The organism is Aureimonas sp. N4 (genome assembly GCF_001463925.1).
GTDB classification, from domain to species: Bacteria; Pseudomonadota; Alphaproteobacteria; order Rhizobiales; family Rhizobiaceae; genus Aureimonas; species Aureimonas ureilytica_A.
The window spans coordinates 17,140-39,231 of the sequence record NZ_BBWS01000012.1; the positions used below are offsets into that span (position 1 = coordinate 17,140).

General features: G+C 65.9%; 15 protein-coding genes. 3 read left to right on the forward strand and 12 right to left on the reverse strand.

The features are described 5' to 3' along the window. Positions 1–70 precede the first annotated feature (70 nt). Positions 71–1,321, forward strand: a complete 1,251-nt coding sequence (locus AUL28_RS04130; protein WP_062216968.1) for an MFS transporter — start codon at positions 71–73, stop codon at positions 1,319–1,321. A gap of 223 nt (positions 1,322–1,544) precedes the next feature. Here the strand turns inward: AUL28_RS04130 and AUL28_RS04135 are convergent, their stop codons facing one another. Further along, a complete protein-coding gene (locus AUL28_RS04135; protein ID WP_062230770.1) occupies positions 1,545–2,492 on the reverse strand; it encodes a DMT family transporter in 948 nt (315 codons plus the stop codon). Positions 2,493–2,821: 329 nt separating this feature from the next. On the opposite strand from AUL28_RS04135, the gene pepN reads away from it, so the two are divergent. Next, complete coding sequence (pepN, locus tag AUL28_RS04140; protein WP_062230771.1) at positions 2,822–5,470, forward strand: aminopeptidase N; 2,649 nt, start codon at positions 2,822–2,824, stop codon at positions 5,468–5,470. A 439-nt stretch (positions 5,471–5,909) separates the two neighbouring features. Continuing rightward, positions 5,910–8,117 carry a PAS domain-containing sensor histidine kinase gene (locus AUL28_RS04145; RefSeq protein WP_244493407.1) on the forward strand — a complete coding sequence of 736 codons (2,208 nt, stop codon included), beginning with the start codon at positions 5,910–5,912 and terminating at the stop codon, positions 8,115–8,117. Positions 8,118–8,296: 179 nt separating this feature from the next. Here the strand turns inward: AUL28_RS04145 and AUL28_RS04150 are convergent, their stop codons facing one another. From AUL28_RS04150 to AUL28_RS04200, 11 genes are all read right to left on the reverse strand, one after another. Then, entirely contained in the window at positions 8,297–11,278 is a 2,982-nt protein-coding gene (locus AUL28_RS04150; protein ID WP_062230773.1) for a bifunctional [glutamine synthetase] adenylyltransferase/[glutamine synthetase]-adenylyl-L-tyrosine phosphorylase, read from the reverse strand. Further along, on the reverse strand, positions 11,262–12,680 hold the full coding sequence (locus AUL28_RS04155; protein WP_062230774.1) for a sensor histidine kinase: 1,419 nt from the start codon (positions 12,678–12,680) through the stop codon (positions 11,262–11,264). Before AUL28_RS04155 ends, AUL28_RS04150 begins: the two co-directional genes overlap by 17 nt. A 38-nt stretch (positions 12,681–12,718) precedes the next feature. Further along, a complete protein-coding gene (locus AUL28_RS04160) occupies positions 12,719–13,435 on the reverse strand; it encodes a response regulator transcription factor (RefSeq protein ID WP_058600702.1) in 717 nt (238 codons plus the stop codon). A 108-nt stretch (positions 13,436–13,543) separates the two neighbouring features. Beyond that, positions 13,544–15,067 (reverse strand): Do family serine endopeptidase, encoded by a 1,524-nt coding sequence (locus AUL28_RS04165; protein WP_062230775.1) that lies wholly within the window; start codon positions 15,065–15,067, stop codon positions 13,544–13,546. A 113-nt stretch (positions 15,068–15,180) separates the two neighbouring features. After that, a complete protein-coding gene (locus tag AUL28_RS04170; protein ID WP_062230776.1) occupies positions 15,181–15,699 on the reverse strand; it encodes a cytochrome c-type biogenesis protein in 519 nt (172 codons plus the stop codon). After that, positions 15,699–17,678, reverse strand: a complete 1,980-nt coding sequence (locus AUL28_RS04175) for a heme lyase CcmF/NrfE family subunit (RefSeq protein WP_062230777.1) — start codon at positions 17,676–17,678, stop codon at positions 15,699–15,701. Before AUL28_RS04175 ends, AUL28_RS04170 begins: the two co-directional genes overlap by 1 nt. After that, positions 17,675–18,178 (reverse strand): cytochrome c maturation protein CcmE, encoded by a 504-nt coding sequence (gene ccmE / locus AUL28_RS04180; RefSeq protein WP_058600706.1) that lies wholly within the window; start codon positions 18,176–18,178, stop codon positions 17,675–17,677. The genes AUL28_RS04175 and ccmE overlap by 4 nt, the downstream gene beginning before the upstream one ends. Further along, the gene (gene ccmI, locus AUL28_RS04185) at positions 18,175–19,320 is read right to left on the reverse strand and encodes a c-type cytochrome biogenesis protein CcmI (protein WP_062230778.1); all 1,146 of its coding nucleotides are present in this window, start codon (positions 19,318–19,320) and stop codon (positions 18,175–18,177) included. Before ccmI ends, ccmE begins: the two co-directional genes overlap by 4 nt. A 114-nt stretch (positions 19,321–19,434) precedes the next feature. Next, positions 19,435–19,842, reverse strand: a complete 408-nt coding sequence (locus tag AUL28_RS04190) for a hypothetical protein (RefSeq protein WP_058636485.1) — start codon at positions 19,840–19,842, stop codon at positions 19,435–19,437. A gap of 61 nt (positions 19,843–19,903) precedes the next feature. Continuing rightward, positions 19,904–21,247, reverse strand: a complete 1,344-nt coding sequence (locus AUL28_RS04195) for an ATP-binding protein (RefSeq protein WP_062230779.1) — start codon at positions 21,245–21,247, stop codon at positions 19,904–19,906. 65 nt (positions 21,248–21,312) lie between these two features. Then, positions 21,313–21,975 (reverse strand): response regulator transcription factor, encoded by a 663-nt coding sequence (locus AUL28_RS04200; RefSeq protein WP_058600709.1) that lies wholly within the window; start codon positions 21,973–21,975, stop codon positions 21,313–21,315. Positions 21,976–22,092: the final 117 nt, after the last annotated feature.

Below are 22,092 nucleotides of genomic sequence, written 5' to 3' on the forward strand. Positions count from 1 at the left end.
AATTTGGGTGCGCCGCAGCGCGGACTGCGCTACTTCCAGAAAGCCCTACGCTTCAGCCTGGAATTGCCCCATGCGCGCCGACATCCTGCCGATCGTCTCGCTGCTTCTCTCCACCTTCTTCCTGATGGCGGGCGCAGGGCTGCAAGGCATCCTCCTGCCCGTGCGCGCGGCGATCGAGGGCTGGAGCCCCTATGAGATCGGCTTGATGGGCACGGGTTATGCCGTGCTTTTCACGATCGGCTGCGTCGTCATGCCGGCCATCGTGCGCTCGGCCGGGCATGTGCGCACCTTTTCCTCGCTCGCCGCGCTGCTGGCGATCTCGGTTTTGCTGAATGGGCTGATCGTGCACCCGGTCGCCTGGATTCTGGCGCGGGGTCTGGCCGGCTTCGCGCTGGCGGGCGCCTACATGGTCATCGAAAGCTGGCTGAACGAGCGCGTGACCAACGAAACGCGCGGGCGCATCTTCTCGCTCTACATGGTGATCTCCATGGCGGCGATGATCGGCGGCCAGTTCGCCATGCCGATCGCCCGGCCAGAACTCGCGGCCGGCTTCATGATCTGTGCTATCCTTTATGCGCTCGCGGTCATTCCGACAGCGCTGTCGCGCGCTGAAAGCCCCAAGCCACTGACGCAGGTGCGGCTTGATCTCGCCGCGATCTATCGCAACTCGCCGGCCGCCGTGATGGGCGTCTTCGCGTCCGGCATTCTCTCGGGCGCCTGGACCAACATGGCCCCCGTGTTCGGCCAGAAGATCGGCCTGTCCACCGCCGAAATCTCGACGCTTCTCGTTTCCACCATGGCCGGCGGGGCGGTTCTGCAAGTACCGCTCGGCCGCCTGTCGGATCGGATCGACCGGCGCGCCGTGATGGTTCTGGCCGGGCTGATCGGCATGGGCGCGGCGGCTTTCGCGCTTGTCGGCTGGTCCGGCAACACGCTCGGCCTCTTCGCCATCGCCTTCGTGATCGGCGGCGTGATCTATCCCGCCTATTCGCTGGCGGTCGCCCATGCCAATGACTTCGCCGAGCCGGCCGATTTCGTGAAGATTTCGGGCGGGCTGCTCATTCTCTACGGGTTCGGCACGATGGGCGGGCCGATGCTCGCGGCTTGGCTGATGGAGCGCGGCGGCCCGACCGGCATCTTCGTGGCGACGGGCGGCGCGCATCTGGCACTCGCCGCCTATGCGGCCTACCGCATGGCGCGCCGTCAGGCAGTGCCGGCCGAGGATCGCGACGACTTCCAGTCCGTCCCCTTCGCCCGCACGCAGACGCCGGCGTCCTTCGAACTCGACCCGCGCGCGGAAGCGAACGCTGCGGGAGAGTAAGAGGCGGTCCGGAAAGCGCCGCCGAGCTGACCCGGTGGACTTTTCGGACGGGCTCTAAGAACCGGGGACAGAACCCTCCGGCGGAGGACGATCGAGGGATTGTTTCTGCCGGTGAGGCGCCGGGCGCAGGCCATGCAGCGCATGGACGAGCACCGGCAACGATGTCCGGCGGGAACAAGACCCGGTCGGCCGACCCGAAGGGTTCTGTCCCCGGTTCTAAGGTTCAACCCTGCGGCGAGGACACGCGGCGCGCCTTGCCCCGTTCGATCCCGAGCCGGTGCTCGCGATAGATGATGAAGACGCCCGAGCCGATGACGATGGCCGCGCCGATCAGCGTCGTCGCCTGGATGGTCTCGCCGAAGAACTGGACGCCGATCGCGATAGCCAGAAGCATGGACGTGTATTCGAAGGGCGCGATGGTGGACGTGTCGGCGTAGCGATAGCAGGCCGTCAGCAGAAGCTGGGCGACACCGCCGCACAGGCCGGAAATCACCAGCGCGGCGAGCTGCGCCGGGTTCGGCCAGACCCAGCCGAAGACAATGGTCGACAGGGCGACGAGGCTGGAGGTCAGCGAGAAATAGACGACGATGGTGGGCGTGCGCTCCTTGCGCACGAGACGGCGCACTTGGATCATCGCGATGGCCGCGAAGGCTGCGCCGCCGATCGAGGCCAGAATGCCATAGGCGCGATCGGGGTCGGCGTGCTCGGCCGTCAGCGTGAAATTGGGCGCGGCCACCACCAGAATGCCGAACAACCCGACCAGCACCGCCGCCCAGCGATAGGCGCGCACCGTTTCCTTCAGGAACAGTGCCGCGAAGATCACCGTCAGCAAGGGCGAGGCATAGGAAATGGCGATCCATTCGGGATAGGGCAGCCGCGACAGGGCGAAGAAGCCGAGCCCCATGGAGGTGACGCCGATGATGCCGCGCAGGAAATGGCCCCCGATATCGTCCGTGCGCAGCGCCGTGCGGAATTCGCCGAGATAGGCGAGATAGATCACGACGGGCACTAGCGCAAAGAACGAGCGGAAGAACACGAGCTGGCCCGCCGGAATGGTCTCGCCCAGCGTCTTCAGCGCGGTCTGCATCCCCACGAAGATGATGACGGACAGAACCTTCAGCCCAATGCCGATCATGGGCTGGTGGACGGGCGCGGCGGGGGGAGAACTCATCGGATCATGCTTCGGCTTGTCGCCCGCGAGCCTTGAGACCCATCAGGCGGAGCGGCCGGCCGCCCGCGACGCAAACTGGGCGACGGCCCGGATAAAGGGGGTGATAGGCAAGTCGCCCCGGCGCGTCGAGGCGGGAACGTTATATCGCGAGGCAACTTGCGTTCGCCTTCGACATAGTGCGTGAACGCCCAAGCGCGATGCTGCCCAAGCGCGATGCTGCCCAAGCGCGATGCTGCTCAAGCGCGATGTCGGCCAAGCGCCAGGTTGGCAAAGAGGCCGATAGGGCGCTATCCCAGCGGGAACGACTCTTCCGAAAGGCGAGACCTCCCATGCTGCGGACCGACGACGGACATATCATTCGCCTCGAAGACTATCGGCCGACCGATTTCGCGATCCATCATGTCGAGATGCTGGTGCGGCTCATGGAAGGCGCGGCGGAGGTCGTCACCGACATCACGTTGGAACGCCGGCCCGAGACCTCCGAGACGGCGCCGCTTGTGCTGGATGGCGACGAGCTGGTGCTGACCGGCCTCCATCTGAACGGCGAGCCGGTCACGGACGAGCAGTTCGACGCGAGCCCCGATCAGCTCACGGTGCGCGGCCTGCCGGGTCGCGGGCGCTTCGTGCTGCGGGTCGAGACCCGGCTTTCACCTGAAACCAACACGCAGCTGATGGGCCTCTACCGCTCCAACGGCGTCTGGTGCACGCAATGCGAGGCGGAGGGCTTTCGCCGCATCACCTATTTCTTGGACCGACCGGACGTGCTCGCGACCTATCGCGTGCGGCTCGAGGCCGATCGCGCGAGCGCGCCGGTGCTCCTGGCCAATGGCAATCCGATGGAGTCGGGCGAACTGGACGGTGGCCGGCATTTCGCCGTCTGGGACGATCCGCACCCCAAGCCCTCCTATCTCTTCGCGCTGGTCGCCGGCGATCTGGACCTGCTGGAGGACCGCTTCACCACCGCCAGCGGACGGGACGTCACCCTCGTCATCTTCACGGAGAAGGGTCTGAGCCACCGGGCGACCTACGCGATGGACGCGCTGAAGCGCTCCATGGTCTGGGACGAGCGGCGCTTCGGGCGCGAATACGATCTCGACGTGTTCAACATCGTCGCCATCTCCGACTTCAACATGGGGGCGATGGAGAACAAGGGTCTCAACGTCTTCAACCATAAATACGTGCTGCTCGACCCCGACACCGCGACCGATGGCGACTATGCCGGTGTCGAAACGGTGATCGCGCACGAATATTTCCACAACTGGACGGGCAATCGCATCACCTGCCGCGACTGGTTCCAGCTCTGCCTGAAAGAGGGCCTGACCGTTTATCGCGACCAGGAATTCTCGGCCGACGAGCGCTCGCGCCCGGTCAAGCGCATCAGTTCCGTCCACGGCTTGAAAGCGCAGCAATTCCCCGAGGACCAGGGGCCGCTTCAGCATCCCGTGCGCCCGACGCGCTACCGTGAGATCAACAATTTCTACACGGCGACCGTCTACGAGAAGGGCGCAGAGCTGGTGCGCATGATCGAAACGATCCTCGGCGCCGAGAATTTCCGCTCCGGCATGGATCTCTATTTCGAGCGCCATGACGGCGAAGCGGCGACGATCGAGGATTTCCTGCGCTGCTTCGAGGAAGCCGGCGACACTGACCTCTCGCAATTCGCCCTTTGGTATCATCAGGCCGGCACGCCGACGCTGACGGTCACAGAGCAATATGACGGCGGCCAACTGACGCTGATCCTGGAGCAGGACCTCGCCAAGGGCGCGGCGGGCACCGGCACGCACCCGTTCCATATGCCGATCCGCTTCGGACTGGTGAGCCGAGCGGGCGAGGATTTGGCGATCGAGCCGGTGGCCGGCGAAGCCGAGATCGAGGGCGACGTCATTCACCTGACGACGAGCCGGGCGGAACTCGTGTTCGAGGTCGGCGGCGAGCGCCCGCTGGTTTCGATCCTGCGCGACTTCTCGGCTCCCGTGACCCTGCGCCACGACCAGCCGCGCGAGGCCCGGTTGGCGCTGGCCGCGCTCGACCCCAATCCGTTCGGTCGCTGGCGGGCGTTGACCGATCTCACGGGCGACATGCTGCGCAGCGCGTCGCTGAGCGAGACCGAAGGGCGCGGGGCCACTTATGATCCGGCCGTGATCGCGGCTCTGTGCCGCTCGGCGTCCGAGCAAGCGTTGGAGCCCGCCTTGCGGGCGCTGATGGTGACCCTGCCGGGCGAGCCCGAAATCGCGCGCCTGATCGGCAGCGAGATCGACCCCGAAGCCATCCACCGCGCCCGGCGCGGGGCGCTGCGGGCTTTAGCGGAGGCCGGTGGGCCTGAGTTCGAGCGGTTGCGCGCGTCGCTATCGGATGGCTCCGCGCCCTTCAGCGCGGATGCGGCCAGCGCAGGCCGGCGCGCCCTTCGCGCCGCGCTCCTGCCGGCGGTCGCCATCGCGCAGACATCGGCTGCGCCTCTCTTTGCGGAGTTTGAACAGGCGAGCAACATGACCGACCGGCTGTCGGCCATCAGTGCGCTGGTGCAGCTATTCCCCGGCAGCGACGAGACGCAGTCCGCCCTCGACGCCTTTTATCGGCGCTTCGAGAGTGATGCGCTGGTGCTCGACAAGTGGTTCACCCTGCAGGCGACCGCACCGAGCGACGGCAGCGTCGAAGCGATGGAACGGCTGCGCCAGCATCCCAAGTTCACGCTCGGCAATCCGAACCGCGCGCGCGCTCTGATCGGGGGCTTTGCGAGCGGCAACCAGCGCGGGTTCAATCGCGCCGATGGCGCGGGCTATCGCTGGGTGGCCGAGCAACTGGGCGAGCTGGATCGGCTCAACCCACAGACGGCGGCCCGTCTTGCCACGGCCTTCCGCTCCTGGCGCTCCTTCGACGCGCCCCGCCGCGCGGCAGCCGAGGCCGCCCTGCGCGACCTCGCCAGCCGGAGCGACCTGTCGCGCGACCTGTCGGACATTCTGACACGCACGCTCGGCTGATCACCGCAGCACTTTCTCAGAACGCCGCGCCGCCATTGTGCCGTGCGGCGTTTTGCCGTTTTCGTGAACAAAATCAGCGTTCCGGGCCTTGCCGTTTCGATGTTCACGATTTGTTAACTGCGTTCGAAGGAAATCTTGTGAAAACCCTGTGTGCAGCCCGCAACAGCAAGATTTGAGGCTTGCTTCGGCCTCTCTGTTTGCGTTCGCCGACGCTGGACAAGCGAGTCGCGCTCTGTTTGATTGACCCGTGAGTCGGGCTGGCGGAGCCCGGATTCAAGGTCGACGGACGAGGGGTCGTTGAATGATGTCGGACGCTTCCAGCGTACCGGCAGGAGCCGATTCGTCCCGAATTTCGGGGTGGCTTCGGATCTTGTCGTTAAAGGTTGCAACCCCTTCTCTTCAGACCCTGCGCGAGCGGCTCGGCGAGTACGAGCCCGTCATGCGCACTCTCATTCCCTACTGCGTGGTCGCGTTTCTGGTCGCCGTCGCACTGGCGAGCATCCTGTCGCTGGTCGAGGCGCGGGATGCCATTCAAGCGCGCGCGGCCAACGAGCTGCGCGTCGTGGCCAGCCTGATGCGCGCCGAAGATGCCGGGCTAGAGTCGGAGACGACGGAGCCGCGCCAGCGGGCGGTTCAGCTTCTGGCGGCCGCCTTGCCCCTTTTCCTCAAGGATGATGGCCTCGTCGCCCTGATCACCGACCGGCAGGGTCGCATCCTTGCGGCCACCTTCGGCCAAGAGGAGATGATCGGGCAGAGCCTCGACACCGTCCTGGACGGCAGTCAGCCGCTCAGCGTCTTCGGGGAGCGCGCGGGCGTGATGCCTGTGACGCTCGCGGGCACCAAGGGGCGCGCCACGGCGGCGCATCTGACGGACCAGCTCGGCAGCGCCGTGTTCATTCGTCTCGACAGCCAGCTCTACTCCGAATGGCGCCGCTCCGCTTCGCTGTCGGTCACGCTGTTCTGCCTGACCTGTCTCGTCTTCCTCGCCATCCTGCTCGCCTATTACCGGCAGGCCATGCGCGCGGGCGTGGCGGACCGTATGTTGTTCGACCAGCATCGACGCGTGGAGACCGCCCTGTCGCGCGGCCGATGCGGCCTGTGGGACTGGGATCTGGCGCGCGGGCGCATGTATTGGTCCCGCTCCATGTATGAAATCCTCGGCATGACGCCGCGCGAAGACGTGCTGGCCTTTTCCGAGGTCGCCGAGCTCCTCCACCCCGAGGATGGCTCCTTTTTCGAATTCGCCCGGCAGATCGCGTCGGGCTCGGTCGGCCATTTCGAGCGCTCGTTCCGAATGCGCCGCGCCGACGGGCAGTTCCTCTGGCTGCGCGCCCGCGCCGAGGTGGTCCGCACGCCGGACAACGAGATTCATCTGATCGGCGTCGCGGTCGATGTCAGCGAGAATCAGCTGCTCGCGCGTATGACCGACGAGGCCAACACGCGCCTCCAGAACGCCATCGAGAATATTTCGGAGACCTTCGTTCTCTGGGATGCGGACGACCGTCTCGTCCTGTGCAACTCGAAATATCAGGAAGTCTTCGGCCTGACCGACGCCGACGTTCAGATCGGCACGTCCTTCGAGGCGGTTCGCGCCAAGGGGCGCAAGCCGATCGCCGAGCGCAAGCTGACGAGCTCGACCTTCGTGCAGGGCGAGCGGGCCTCGGAAACGCTTCTGGCCGATGGGCGCTGGCTCCAGATTTCGGAGCGCACCATGCCCGACGGCAGCCATGTCGCCATCGGCACGGATGTGACGCAGCTCAAGGTTCATCAGGAGCGCCTCAGCGATTCAGAGCGCCGTCTCATGGCGACGATCAACGACCTCTCCGCTTCGCGGCGCGACGCCGAGACCAAGGCGCGCGAGCTGGCCGAGCTGAACCACAAATACATGATCGAGAAGGATCGCGCCGAAAGCGCCAACCAGGCGAAGACGACCTTCCTCGCCAATATGAGCCACGAGCTGCGCACGCCGCTCAACGCCATCATCGGCTTTTCCGAGATCATGCACGAGGAAAGCTTCGGGCCGATCGGCAACGCCAAATACACCGAATATGCGGCCGACATTCACCAGAGCGGTCATTACCTCCTGAAGCTGATCAACGATATTCTGGACATGTCGAAGATCGAAGCCGGGCGCATGGTGCTGTTGAAGGAGCAGGTGGACTTCCAGGCCATTCTCGCTGAAGCCACCAAGATCGTGGAAGTTCAGGCCGGCTCGAAGAATCTCAATCTCAAGGTGGAAAGCCCGGAGCATCTCGTTCTCACCGGGGACCGACGCGCCACCAAGCAGATCCTTCTCAACCTGATCGCCAATGCCGTGAAGTTCACGGGCGCGGGCGGCGAGGTGCGGGTTCGCGCCAGGATGTACCGGGGCCACGTCACGGTGACGATCGCCGACAATGGCATCGGCATTCCCCGCGCGGCGTTGCGCAGCCTGGGCCGACCGTTCGAGCAGGTGGAAAACGAGCTGACGCGCACCCACAAGGGCACCGGTCTCGGCCTTGCGATCGCGCGCTCGCTGGTCGAGATGCAGGGCGGCTCCATGCGCATCGTCTCGTCTGTCGGCGAGGGAACGGCCGTTTCGATCCGCCTTCCCTGCGATGACGGAAGCGTGGATCACAACTCGCACTCGGTTTCCGTCGCGGCCTGACGACGGCGCGGCCTTGGGGAGGACTTTGAGCCTTCGCCTTCAAAGGGAAGCGCGTCCGCGTCCGAGCGTGCCGTTCAGCTCTACGCCTTGCTTCGGATCATCAGGCCAAAGCGAGGCGACGCCCGGCTCTCAACCGAGCGGATTATCTGACCAGTTTAGCGATCGTAGCACGCTTGGGTTTAGCCGCGTGGCAGCTTGTCGTCCCCCGCCCCTTCGAAGGGAATCAACGCGGAGAACGCGGCTCGTACCCGCTCCGCCAGATCGGCGATATGGGGCTGGATCCCGCTTTGGTCGGCCAAATCGAGCGAGCGCGCCAGCCGGTCGGCCAGGCCAGCCGGCAGATCGGACACGTTGAAGGCCGTGCCGGGGCCAAGCCGCACCAATTGCACGATGCGCGTGAAATCCGCCATCGCGGCCGGCAAACCGTCGGCATCCGCACGATCGGGAAGACGCCGGGCCAGTTCACGGAGCACCTGTTCCGTTGGCCGGCCGATCAGGTCCAGCGGCACGGTGCCGGTCAGGATGGCCCATTGGGCAATGAATTCGAGATCGGTGAGCCCACCGACCAGCCGTTTGAGATCAAGCGTGCCGCGTGGTGGCTTCTGCATATCCAGCCGCGCGCGCATGTCGGCCACGTCGTAGCGTAGAAGCGGATCCTGCGCGTGGCTCTCGATCGCCTCGCGGATGGCTTGGCGGATTTCACCCGCGAAATCAGTCTCACCGGACAGAACGCGCGAGCGCGTCAGCGCCATGCGCTCCCAGGTCCAGGCTTCGCGCTGATACTTGCGGAAGGCGTCGATGTGGGTTGCGAGCGGCCCCTTGTTGCCGGAAGGGCGCAGACGGAAATCGACTTCGTAGAGCACGCCATCGGCCATGGGCGAGGTCAGCGCCGCGATGAGACGCTGCGTGAGGCGCGTATAATAGGTCGAGACCGGCAGAGGCCTGTCGCCGTCCGAGGTCTCAGCCGCTGGATCATGGTCATAGAGCAGCATGAGATCGACATCGGAACTCGCGGTCAGCTCGCCGCTGCCGAGCCGGCCGAGCCCCAGCACCACGAGACGCCCGCCCGGCACGCGTCCATGGGCGCGGCGGAACTCCGCCTCTACCGCCTCCACCAGGACTTCGAGAACGACATCAGCCAAAGCCGTGAAGGCGGCCCCCGCCGCCTCGCCTTCGATGGCACCAGCCAACAGGCGAATGCCGACGAGAAAGCGCTGTTCGGAGGCGAAGATGCGCAGCCGCGCCAAACGCTCTTCCAGGAACTGGGCATCGCGCAGAAAGGCCGACAGCCGCTGGCGCAACAGTTCGCGCGTCGGGATCTCCCGGTAGAAAGCCGGATCCAGCAAGGCGTCGAAAACATGCGGGCGCAGCGAGATCGTATCGGCCAGACGCGGCGCGGCGGTGATCGCCAGTGCCAGAAGCTCCAGAAGGCGGGGATTGGACGCGATCAGCGAGAAGAACTGAAGGCCGGACGGCAAGCCTTGCAGGAACCGATCGAACCCGGCCAGCGCGTTATCGGGGTCCTGCCCCTTGCCGAAGGCTTCGAGCAGTGAGGGCAGAACACGCACCAACTGTTCGCGCGCCGCCTCCGAGCGCGTCGCGCGGTAGCGCCCGGCGCCCCAGCCCTGCACGATTCGGCCGACATCGGCCGGTCGGCGATAGCCGAGCTGGCTCAGCCAGTGAAGTGCCGCTTCGTCTTCGGCATCGCTGAGAAGCGCCGTCGCCCCTTCCTGCGAGCGAGCGGGCGCATGGTCGGCGAAGAGCGACGAGAACCGCGCCTCGACGGTTTCGAGGCGGCGGGTCAGCGCCTGCGAGAAAGCCTCCAACGTTTCGAGATTACAGAGCTTGGCGATGCGCGTGAGCTCCTCAGTCGTTTCGGGCAGCGTGTGGCTCTGCTCGTCCGCCACCATCTGGATCGCGTGTTCGACGCGGCGCAGGAACCAGTAGGCTTCGGTCAGCTCTTCGGCGGTCGTGCCTTCGATCCACCCCTCCTGCCCCAGACGGGCCAAGGCTTCGTCGGTGCGGCGCAAGCGCAGGGCCGGGTTGCGCCCACCGGCGATCAATTGCTGGGCCTGCGCGAAGAATTCGATCTCGCGAATCCCGCCGCGCCCGAGCTTCACGTTCTGCCCGGCAACCAGAATGCTTTCGAAGCCGCGATGGCGGTCGATCCGCATCTTCATGGCGTGGATGTCGCCGATGGCGACGAAATCGAGATAGCGCCGCCAGACGAAGGGCGCGATGTCCCGCATGAAGGCGCTGGCCGCCGCCGCGTCGCCCGCGATGGGCCGCGCCTTGATCATGGCCGCGCGCTCCCAATCGCGACCCGAGCCTTCATAGTAAACCAGAGCGGTCGGCACGGGCACGGCGAGCGGCATGGCGGACGGGTCGGGGCGAAGGCGAAGATCGGTGCGGAAGACGTAGCCGTCCCTGGTGCGCTCGCCGATCATCTTCACGAGGCGGCGCGCAAGACGCGAGAACAGCTCGACGCTTTCGGGCGGATCGAGCACGGCTTCCGCTTCCGGCTCGAACAAGACGATCAGATCGATGTCGCTGGAATAGTTCAGCTCTTCGCCGCCAAGCTTGCCCATGCCGAGCACGAAAAGCCCCGAGCCCTCTTCTGGCCGGGCCGGGTGCGGCAGGCGAAGACTGCCGCGACGATGGAGATCGGAAAGGCAAAAGCGCAAGGCGCGCGCGACGGCCGCTTCGGCCAGTTGCGACAGGTGGCGCGTCGTCTCCAGCGGCGTCGCCGCGCCGAAGAGATCGTCCAGCGCGATCAGGAACGAGGCCTCGTTGCGCACCTGACGCAGCTCCGCCATCAAGCCGGCTTCGGTCGCGTCATCCGGGAGTGGCGCTTGCAGCGAGGCGATCAACGCCGCGATTCGAGCCTTCGGCTCCTCGTCGAACAGCTGCTCCAGCCAGCGCGGAGATCGCAGAGCCAGCCCTTCCAGATGCGGCGAGAGGGACAGCGCCGCGCCCAGACGCTCGCGATGTTCGTCCGGCTCATCGGCCGACAGCCATGCCGACAGGCGCTCCAGCCCCTCGGCATCAGCTGCCGCCTTGAGATCGCCGAGGCAGGAGTGCGCCTTGTCCACGGACAAAGGCACCAGGGAAAGCGCGCCTTGGAAGCGCGGCGCGAGCTTTCCGTCATCCCTCGTCGGCAATCTGTCCTCCCTCGATCGGTATGTGCAGCCGAACGATAAGCCCTGGCGCGGCATCGTCCAACATCATCGTTCCACCGTGAATGCCGGCGATGGCCTGGACCAGCGAGAGACCGAGACCCGATCCGGGCTTGGTGCGGCTTTCATCCAGCCGGTAGAAGCGCTCCAGAACACGGGCCCGTTTGTCCGCCGGAATGCCCGCGCCATTGTCGGCCACCGATAAGGAGAAGCTTCGGTCCTCGGCCGTCAGCTCCACCCGGATGCGCAGGGCCCCTTCAGCCGGCAGACCGTATTTCAAGGCATTGTCGATGAGATTGGACAGGGCTTGGGCAATCAGCTCGCGGCTGACCTCGGCCATGAGACTGTCCGGCGCTTCGACCTCCAGCGTCCCGCCCTCGTCCTCTGCCGAAGGCTCGTAGAGTTCCGTCACGTCGCGCACGATGGCGGCGATGTCGACCTGCGTCTTCAAGGCCGGATGCGACCCTGCTTCCACGCGGCTGATCATCAACAGCGCGTCGAAGGTGCGGATCATGCCGTCCGCCTCCGCCATCACGCCTTCCAACGCGCCGCGCAGTTCCGGCTCGGACGCGTTGTGCGCCCCGCCAAGAGCCGATTCCACGCGGTTGCGAAGCCGGGTCAGCGGCGTCTTGAGGTCGTGAGCGATATTGTCGGAGACCTGCCGCAGCCCTTCCTGCAGATGCGAGATGCGGGCCAGAAGCACGTTGAGGTTTTCCGACAGGCGGTCGAACTCGTCGCCCGTTCCGGCCACTGGCAGACGCTCGTTCAGATCGCCCGCCATGATGCGGGCGGTAGAGACTGACATATTGTCGAGCCGGTGCAGCGCCGAGCGCCCGACGAGGAACCAGGCGATCAGCGCGCCGACACTCATCAGCCCGAGCGCCAAAATCAGGGCGTTGCGCACCACGAGGCGAATGCGGTCGAGTTCGGTCTGGTCGCGGCCGACCAGAACCCGAAGCCCGTTGGGCAGCTGGATCACCTGCGCGATGGCGGAATGGTAGCGATCATCGGGGTCTTCGGTGAAGCGCGCATAGCGAAAGGCATGGCTGACGAAACCAGGATCGTCCAGAACGCCCGCTTCCAGGCTTTCGACGTTGCCGGCCAGGATGCGGCCCGTGGCATCTGTCATCAGATAGAGCGATGCGCCGGGCTGGCGCGACCGCCGATCGATGCTGCGCACGAGGCCGACCAAACCGGAATTCTGATAGATCCGGCCGAGTTCGTCGATCTCTTCGTTGATCGTGTCGCGGTTCTGCGTCTGAAGGATCGAAGCCGCCGAACCCGTGACGTAAAAAAGCAGAATGGCGGCGAAAACCGCGAAGAGGCAGAGGTAGATCGCCGAAAGGCGGAAGGCCGTGACCCGCCAGAGGTCACGGATGCGGGTCATGGTTCGCATGGGCTGGCCGATACGTGGCTGGGCTGCGCTCACCCCTGCCCCGGCCGCAGGATATAGCCGGAGCCGCGCACCGTATGCAGCAAGGGCTCTCCGACATCGCGCTCGATCTTGGAGCGAAGGCGCGAAATATGAACGTCGATCACGTTGGTCTGCGGGTCGAAATGGTAGTCCCAGACATTCTCTAGAAGCATGGTGCGCGTCACCACCTGCCCCGCATGTTTCATGAGATATTCGAGCAGACGAAACTCGCGCGGCTGGAGGATGATCGTCTTGCCGCCGCGCTTCACCTCATGGGACAGCCGGTCCAACTCGAGATCGCCGACCTTGTAGGCCGTCTCCACGTCCTTCGTCGCCCGGCGACGACCCAGCACCTCGACCCGCGCCAGAAGCTCGGAAAAGGCATAGGGTTTGGAAAGATAATCGTCGCCGCCCGCGCGCAGGCCCGTGACGCGATCGTCCACCTGGCCCAACGCCGAGAGGATCAGCGCCGGCGTCATGTTGCCCTTGTCGCGCAGGGCCGAGATCACCGAAAGCCCGTCCCGCTGCGGCAGCATCCGATCCACGACCAGAACGTCGTAGGCTTGGGTCTCGGCCATATGCAGGCCCGTTTCCCCATCGGCCGCGTGATCGGGCACATGGCCCGATTCCCGGAAAGCCTTCTGAAGATAGGAGGCGGCTTCGTTGTCGTCTTCGATCAAGAGGATGCGCATGGCATCGGATGTAGGCGAAAGCGCCGGCAGCGTCATCTGTCCCCTCCGTCAGGATCGTGCGATTCAACAAAAAAGGGCGGCGCCTCGTTCGAAAGCGCCGCCCCGACAGCATGGGAGGGGAGGTCAGCGCCTCCCCTCACCGGCTCAGCTGCCGGAGATCGGCAGGGCGACGAAGCGGTTCTGATCGCCGTTGCGCAGCTGGAAGAGAGCCGCCTTGCGGCCGCTGGTCGAGGCGCTCTTGATCGCGGTCTCGACGTCGCGCTGCGACTTCACCTGCGTTCCGTTCACGGCGACGATCGTGTCGCCGGCCGATACACCGCGCGAGGCCGCCTCGGAGTCGGGATCGACTTCGGTGACCACCACACCCTGCCCGTCGTCGGACGGGGTCAGCGTCAGGCCATAGCCGCGCAGCGAGGACGGGTTCACCGGCACACCGCTCGAGCCCGACGTGTTGGAGGCTTCATCCAACGAGGCGAGATTGCCGAGCTGAACCTTGATCTGCTTGGCGGCATTGTCGCGCCAGACGGTCACATCGATCGATGCGCCCGGCTTGAACTCGGCCACGCGGCGAGCCAGTTCGCGGGGGCTGGCGACCGTCTCGCCGTTGACAGCGGTGATCACGTCGCCGGTGCGGATGCCGGCCTTGGTGGCGGGCGTCTCGTTATCCGGCAGAGTGACGATGGCGCCATGCGTGTTGGCAAGTCCCAGCGCCTCGGCGATATCCTTCGTCACCGGCGCGATCTGCACGCCGAGCCAGCCGCGCTGCACGTTTCCGTTTTCACGCAGCGACTGGATCACCGACTGCGCCGTGGATGCGGGAATGGCGAAGCCGATGCCGACCGAACCGCCCGAGGGCGAGAAGATGGCCGTGTTGATGCCGATCACCTGCCCCTGAAGGTTGAAGGCCGGACCGCCCGAATTGCCCCGGTTCACCGGCGCGTCGATCTGGAGGAAGTCGTCGTAAGGGCCTGCGCCGATGTCGCGGCCACGGGCCGAGACGATGCCCGACGTGACCGATCCACCGAGGCCGAACGGGTTGCCAACGGCCACGACCCAGTCACCGACGCGGACCTTGGAATCATCGGCCCAGCCGACATAGGTGAACTTGGTGTTGGGGGCATCGACCTTCAGCAGCGCCAGATCGGTGCGCTTGTCCGCGCCGACGAGCTTGGCCTGATATTCCGTGCCGTCGTTCAGGACGATCGTGTAGTTCGTGCCACCTTCCACGACGTGGTCGTTGGTGACGATATAGCCGTCATCCGAGATGAAGAAGCCGGACCCTTGTGCCATGCCTTCGCGCGGCGCGCGGCGCGGCTCACGCTGGCCGGGTGCGCCCGGGCCGCCGTTCGGATTGCCGAATTCGAAGAAGCGGCGCAGCGGATGGCCTTCGGGCAGGTTCTCGAAGGGGGAGCCCTGCTGTGCGTCACCGCGATCGGCCGCGTCCTCGATCTTTTCCTTCACTCGAACCGAGACGACGGCCGGCGAGACCTTCTCGACCACATCGGCGAAACCCGCGCTCTGGCCCGCCGGATTCACCTGCACGGCCTGCGCATAGGACGGCGTGGTGTTGGCGATGACGCCGCCCGAGAAGGCGAGGCCGGCGACACCGGCAGCCAGCACGGCGGCGGACAGGCGGCGCTTCGTCTTGGTCGTGATCGTATGGGTCATGAACACTCTCGCTGGTTCCGATCTCGGCGGCAGCGGCCATTGCTCGCTGCTTCTATGTCCCGGAAGCTAGTGGATCGAAGATTACGGCAAGTTTTCGAAGGCATGAAAGCTTGTTAACCTCGCAGACCCACTGAGCTTTCGTTTTCGCGCGGCGGCTCGCGGGCGTCCATCCGGTCCAACGCCTCAGCCACCGCGCGCTCCTCCGCCGCACTGAGCGGCGCAGGCCCGGATGTTTCACGTCGGCGAGAGAAAACTAGAAAGGTGCCGCCGGCCAGCAAGAGCAGGACCGGCGTTCCCCAGAGGATCAGCGTTTGCGGCTCGAAACGCGGGCGCAGAAGCACGAACTGGCCGTAGCGCGCCACGAGATAATCCAGCACCTTCTCGTCGCTGTCACCCGCCAGAAGGCGCTGGCGCACGAGAACCCGCAGGTCCTTGGCGAGCGGCGCATCGGAATCGTCGATGGACTGGTTCTGGCAGACCATGCAGCGCAGCTCGGCCGAAAGGGCGCGGGCCCGCGCCTCCATTCGAGCGTCTGGCAGCACTTCATCCGGCTGCACCGCCGGGGTGGATGTAGGAGCGAGGCACGATAAAGCCGCCGCGATGAAGAGTGCCTTTCCGCGCGAAACGCTCATCACGCCGCCTTCGGTCGCGCGTGGTCGCGGCGGGACGGAGCCCCGACGCGCAGGCGGCGGTCCGCGAGGGATACGAGGCCGCCGAGCGACATGGTCACGGCACCCAGCCAGATCAGCGTCACAAAGGGCTTGTACCAGACGCGCACGACCGTCGCTCCGCCATTGGCCGCCGCATCGCCCAGCGCGATATAGGTCTGGCTGAAACCGCGCGTGTGAATGCCGGCTTCCGTGGTCGGCATCTGCCGCGCGGGATAGAGACGCTTGGAGGATTCGATCACGCTGCCGGGCACACCGTCGCGGATCAAGGTGAAGCGGCCGACCTCCTCGTGATAGTTCGGCCCTTCGCGGGGGCTCAGACCATCGAAGCGCACGATCGCCCCGCCGGCCGTCAGCGTGTCGCCCGGCGCCATGGTGGTGATCGTCTCGGTGCTGAAGGCGCTGACGGACACGACGCCGAACAGCGTCACGCCTAGCCCGAAATGGGCGATCGCCGTGCCAAAGGCAGAGCGTGGCAAGCCGACGAGGCGACGCAGCGCAAGGCGCGGTCCGGCCTTAAGCAAACCGGCGCGCGCGGCGAGATCGCACAGGCTGCCGACCAGCAGCCAGACAGCGAGGCCGAAGCCCAACGCCGCCAGAATACGCGTCCCCTGCGTGACGGCCAGAACAATCACCATGGCGACCAGAGCAGCGCCGATGGCGACATAGAGCCGTTGTGCAGCTGCCCAAAGGTCTCCGCGCTTCCACGCGAGCAGCGGGCCGAAGGGAACCGCAAAGAGAAGCGGCACCATGAGTGGTCCGAACGTGGCGTTGAAGAAGGGCGCGCCAACGGAAATCTTGGTGCCGGTCGTGACCTCCAGCGCCAGCGGATAGAGCGTGCCAGTCAGAACCGTCGCCGTCGCCGTCGTCAGGAAGAGGTTGTTGAAGACCAGCGCGCCTTCGCGCGAGATCGGCGCGAACAGCCCGCCGCTTTCGAGCTCGCTCGACCGCCAGGCGAAGAGCGCCAGCGAGCCGCCGATGAAGACGCAGAGAATGGCGAGGATGAAGACGCCGCGCTCAGGGTCCACCGCGAAGGCGTGAACCGAGGTCAGGACGCCCGAGCGAACCAGGAACGTGCCGAGCAGCGAGAGTGAAAAGGTCAGGATCGCCAGAAGCACCGTCCAGACCTTCAGCGCCGAGCGCTTTTCCATAACCAGCGCCGAGTGGAGCAGCGCCGTGCCCGAGAGCCAGGGCATGAAGGAGGCGTTCTCGACCGGGTCCCAGAACCACCAGCCGCCCCAGCCGAGTTCGTAATAGGCCCAGTAGGAGCCCATGGCGATGCCGGCCGTCAGGAAGACCCAGGCGATCAGCGTCCAGGGTCGCACCCAGCGCGCCCAGGCCGCGTCGATCCGCCCGTCGATCAAGGCGGCGACCGCGAAGGAAAAAGCGATCGAGAAGCCGACATAGCCGAGATAGAGTAGCGGCGGATGGATCGCGAGGCCGATGTCTTGAAGGATCGGGTTGAGATCCTGCCCCTCGAAGGGTGCGGGCACTGCTCGGGTGAAGGGGTTGGACGTCAGGAGAATGAATAGAAGGAAGGCCACCAGAATCCAGGCCTGAACCGACAGAACATTGGCCTTGAGGCTCGCCGGCAGGTCCGCGCCGAACGAGGCGACCAGCGCGCCGAAAAAGGAGAGGATCAGCACCCAGAGGAGCATCGACCCCTCATGGTTCCCCCAGACGCCCGACACCTTATAAAGCATGGGCTTCAGGGAATGGCTGTTCTCGACCACGTTCAGAACCGAGAAGTCCGACGTCACATAGGCGAAGGTCAGCGCGCCGAACGCGAAAGCCAGAAGAGCGAAACAGGCGAGCGACGTGATGCCTCCCGTTTCCATCAGCCGGCTATCCCCCGTGCGGCTGCCGAGAAGCGGCAGGACGGACTGAACCAGCGCCAGCCCGAGAGCCAGGACCAGCGCGAAATGGCCGAGTTCGACGATCACAGGCCCGCTCCGGTCGAGGCCGGCGCACCGGCTTTGGGAGCGGTGGGTCGCTCGCTCGCAACCACGGCGCCGTCCTTCCAGAGGCCGCGCGCCTTCATGTCGTCCACGACCTCCTTGGGCATATAGGTCTCGTCATGCTTGGCCAGCACCGTGTCCGCCACGAAGACATGATCGGGGCCGATCGTACCTTCCGCGACGACACCCTGCCCTTCCCGGAAGAGATCGGGAAGCAGGCCGGAATAGCGCACGGGCACGCTTTCAACCGTATCGGTCACGCGAAAACGCACGGCCTGACCGGCGCCCCGCTCCACCGTTCCGCTTTCCACCAGCCCGCCCAGGCGGATGCGCTGCCCCTCGACCGGAGGGCGCGTGGCAAGATCGGTCGGGGAATTGAAGAAGGCGACGCTGTCGGACAAGGCCGTCAGCACGAGAGCCAAGGCGGCTCCGACGACGAAGAGGATGCCGAAGATCGAGGTCAGGCGCTTTTGCTTGCGGGTCATCGCGTCGTCGCATCTCCCGAGAGGTTGAGGCCGAGCGATCCGGCAAGAGCGAGAAGCAACTTACCGTCTGCGGTTTCGGGAGGAAAGACGCCGAGCGCCCTGCGACCAGCCGCCTCGGCCTTCGCCTTGTCTCCGAGCACCGCATAGGAGCGGATCAACCGCGACCAACCGTCCGCATCATCAGGTGCGGCGTCGAGGCGGCTTGCGAGTTGCGCGACCATGCCCTGGATCATGGCTTGGCGGTCGGTATCGCTGAGTTGCCCGGCCGCTTCGATAGCGGCGGCATCGGGGCCGGGCGGCGGGTTGCCGAGCTTGGCTTCCGCGTCCCTCAATGCGCCCTGCGCCAGCGCGAGCCAGGGCGCGCCCGCCGGTGAGACATCGATCAGCGCGGTCCAGGCGTTTTTCGCTTCGGCGTATCGCCCCGTCTGCGACAAACCGAGAGCGAGATAGAATCGAGCGGAGGGAAGGTTGGGATCGAGCGCCAGCGCGGCTTCGAAGGCTTGGCGTGCGTCCGGCGTCACCTCGCCGCCGGCCTTCTGCACCAGAGCCTCGCCCAAGCCGGCCTGCGCGGCAGCGCTCGGCGGCCCCAGCCTCAGAATATTGCGATACGCCGTCGCAGCCTTATCCGCGTCTCCGAGCCGCAGATAAACCGGCGCCGCGACATTCCAGCCCGTCAGATCGTCCGGCCGCTCGGCCAGGCGTCGCTCCACAGCGGCCATCATGGCGGAGATGTCGGACGGCTGCGCGGAAGGTTCGCGGCCGGCCAAAGGCTGGTCGCTCATATCAGGCGAGCCGGCCCGATCATAAAACAGAAAGGTGCCGACCGGCAGCAGCAGGGCCACCGCGAGCCCGGCGAGGATCGCCAGCCGCCCGTTCCGGTCTCCGCCTTCCGATGCGGCAACCTTCACCGCCTCTTCGGACTTCAAAAGCCGGCGCGCGATCTCGGCCCGTGCTGTTGTGGCCTCGTCAGCGCCGATGGCGCCGCGAGACAGGTCCGCCTCGAGTTCGGCGAGTTGCGCGCGATAGACCTCGGCGTCATGCAGCGGGCGCGGCGAAACCGCCGATCCGTGTGTGCGTAGAAGCGGGCGGATCGTCGCGGCGGTCGCGAGCAGGGTCATGATGGCGGCGACAAACCAGAACAATGGGTCTCTTCCCTCCCCGCCGATCGAAAGAACGACGGACCATGCCGCAACTCGAGCGGACATAGCTGCTCTAGCAAGGGCCGCCGCCGATGCCTATTCACATCGCGCTCAAGATCAGCCGACGGGCGTCCAGCCCTCCGCGCCGGAGCGGCAGGCCGTGCCGACCTGACGCGTCGTCGCGCTGCCTTTGGTGATCACATGCGTATAGCCGCGGCAATCCTGCGAGCCGATCCGATAAAGCTGCGTCGGCACCACCTCGCCGCGATACCCGTCGGCCGACCAGGGCACGGCCTGCCCGACCGCCCCAAACTGCAAGGCCTGATACTGCGCCGCCAGGGCTCCCTGCTCGGCGCGACCCGACAGCGCGACATTGCCAGTCTTGGGCAGGCTGGGGCGCAGCGCCAGCGCGCCGGGCGGCAGCGGCGCCACCGGGGCGCTCGTCAACGCCGCGCCGGACGAGAGGCAACCGCCCAGAAAGAGCGACGCGAGCAGGGCTGCGGAGGTCTGAAATGCACGGCGCATGAACCAGCCTGATACCGACCGGACCAAGCCTGAACGACCCGCTCCGGAAAATCCGAACATCTCAGGAGATCGGCGCATCCCCCGAGCGAGGCAAGGTCAGGCAGGCCCGCAATCCCCCGAATTCGGATCGTCCCAGTTGAAAACCGCCGCGGTATTGCAAAACAGTCTCAGCCACGATCGACAGGCCGAGCCCGCTGCCGGGCACCGTCTCGTCGAAGCGCCGGCCCCGCTTCGTGGCCTCCACGATCTCCTGAGGCGTCAAACCCGGACCATCGTCCGAGACGGTGACGGCAAAACTCGCCGCGTCCGATACCGCCAGCGTCAGTTCGATGCGGCTGCGCCCATATTTCGCGGCATTCTCCAGGAGATTGCCGAGCATCTCCTCCAGATCCTGCTGCTCGCCGGCAAACACCAGCCGCTCCGCCGCCGGATCGATCCGGGCATCGATGCGAAAGCCGGGGTTGAGCTTGACCATCACGCGCAGCAGCCGATCCACGATGGGGCGAACCGGCGTGCGGGCGATCGCGCTTTCGCCACCGGCCGCAATGCGCGCGCGGTCGAGATAGTGCTGGACATGGGCCTGCATCCGCTCGCCCTGCTCGCGCAGCACCCGCCCCCGCTCGCCGCCGATGGCGCCGGCTTCGTTCAGGAGCACGGCAACCGGCGTCTTCAGCGCATGGGCGAGATTGCCGACCTGCGTCCGAGCGCGCTCGATGATGCGCCGGTTGCTGTCGATCAGCGCGTTCATCTCGGCGGCCAGCGGCTGAATTTCAGTGGGGAAGCCCCCCTCCAGCCGCTCCCGCTCGCCCGCGCGCACGGATGCCAGCGAGCGCTGGACGACGGAAAGCGGGCGCAGCCCATAAAGAATGGCAAGAGCATTGATCACGGTCGAACCCAGCCCGAAAAGGCCGAGATAAAGCGTCAGTGACCGATTGAAGGCCGCGATGTCGGCGTCGAGCGTGCTCGCATTGCCCATGACGCGAAAGCGCGCGGCGTGGTTCTCGCCATCCAGAACCACCTCGGCCTCTTCGACATAAAGCGTCTCGCCGTCGAGCCCGGGCACGCGGTAATCGCGGCGGTATTGCATGTCGAAGGGCGCAGCCGTCTCCGGCATGTCGGCGATCCGCGCGCGCCCGAGCGAGAAGGATGTGAGCCGTCCCGTCGTATTGGCGCTGGCCGGGAGAACCTCCCAGTACCAGCCCGACAAGGGCTGCGAATAGGCGAGATCGCCGAGATCGGGCACGCCGCGCAGCGCGCCGTTCTCGTCCACCGTCACAGCGTTGACGAGGTTGAACAGCTGTGCGCGCACCACCGCTTCGAAACCCGATTGGGCCGTGCGCTCGTAAAGCTGTGAAATCAGGCCGCCGATGACCAGAAAGGCCGCGATCGCCCAAAGGCTCGACATGCCGACGACGCGAACCGTCAGGCTGCGGCCCCAGCCGCCCGGGCCTTTGAAGATCGGCACGGCCCCTATCCCGAGCTCCGCATCCGATAGCCGAGGCCGCGAACCGTCTCGATCAGATCGATGCCGAGCTTGCGACGCAGCCGGCCGACGAAGACTTCGATCGTGTTCGAATCGCGGTCGAAATCCTGATCGTACATATGTTCCGTCAGCTCGCTGCGCGAAACGATCTCGCCCTGATGATGCATGAGATAGGCCAGAAGCCGATACTCGTGCGAGGTCAACTTCAGGGGCGTCCCATCGATCGTGGCGCGAGAGGATTTGGTGTCGAGGCGCAGCGGCCCGCAATGAATTTCGGACGAGGCGTGGCCGGCCGCACGGCGGATCAGGGCGCGCAGCCGGGCCAGCACCTCCTCCATATGGAAAGGCTTGGCGACATAATCGTCCGCACCCGCGTCGATACCCGCCACCTTGTCGCTCCAGCGATCGCGCGCTGTCAGAAGCAGAACCGGCATGGTGCGCCCGTCGCGCCGCCAGCGTTCCAGAACGCTGATCCCGTCCATCTTCGGCAGGCCGACATCGAGGATCACGGCGTCGTAAGGCTCCGTGTCTCCGAGAAAATGTCCGTCCTCGCCGTCCGAGGCGCTGTCCACGACATAGCCAGCCGCGCGCAACGCTTCGCCCAGTTGGCGGCTCAGTTGCGCGTCATCCTCAACGACCAAGATACGCATCGGCTCTCCGGTTCGGCGTTTCGATTCGTGCCGCTCTATTGCGGAATCGTGATCGTCTGACGGCGGGGCCGGCTGCCATCGCGCGCCGGCACCAAGACCGTGACGACGCAGACCGTT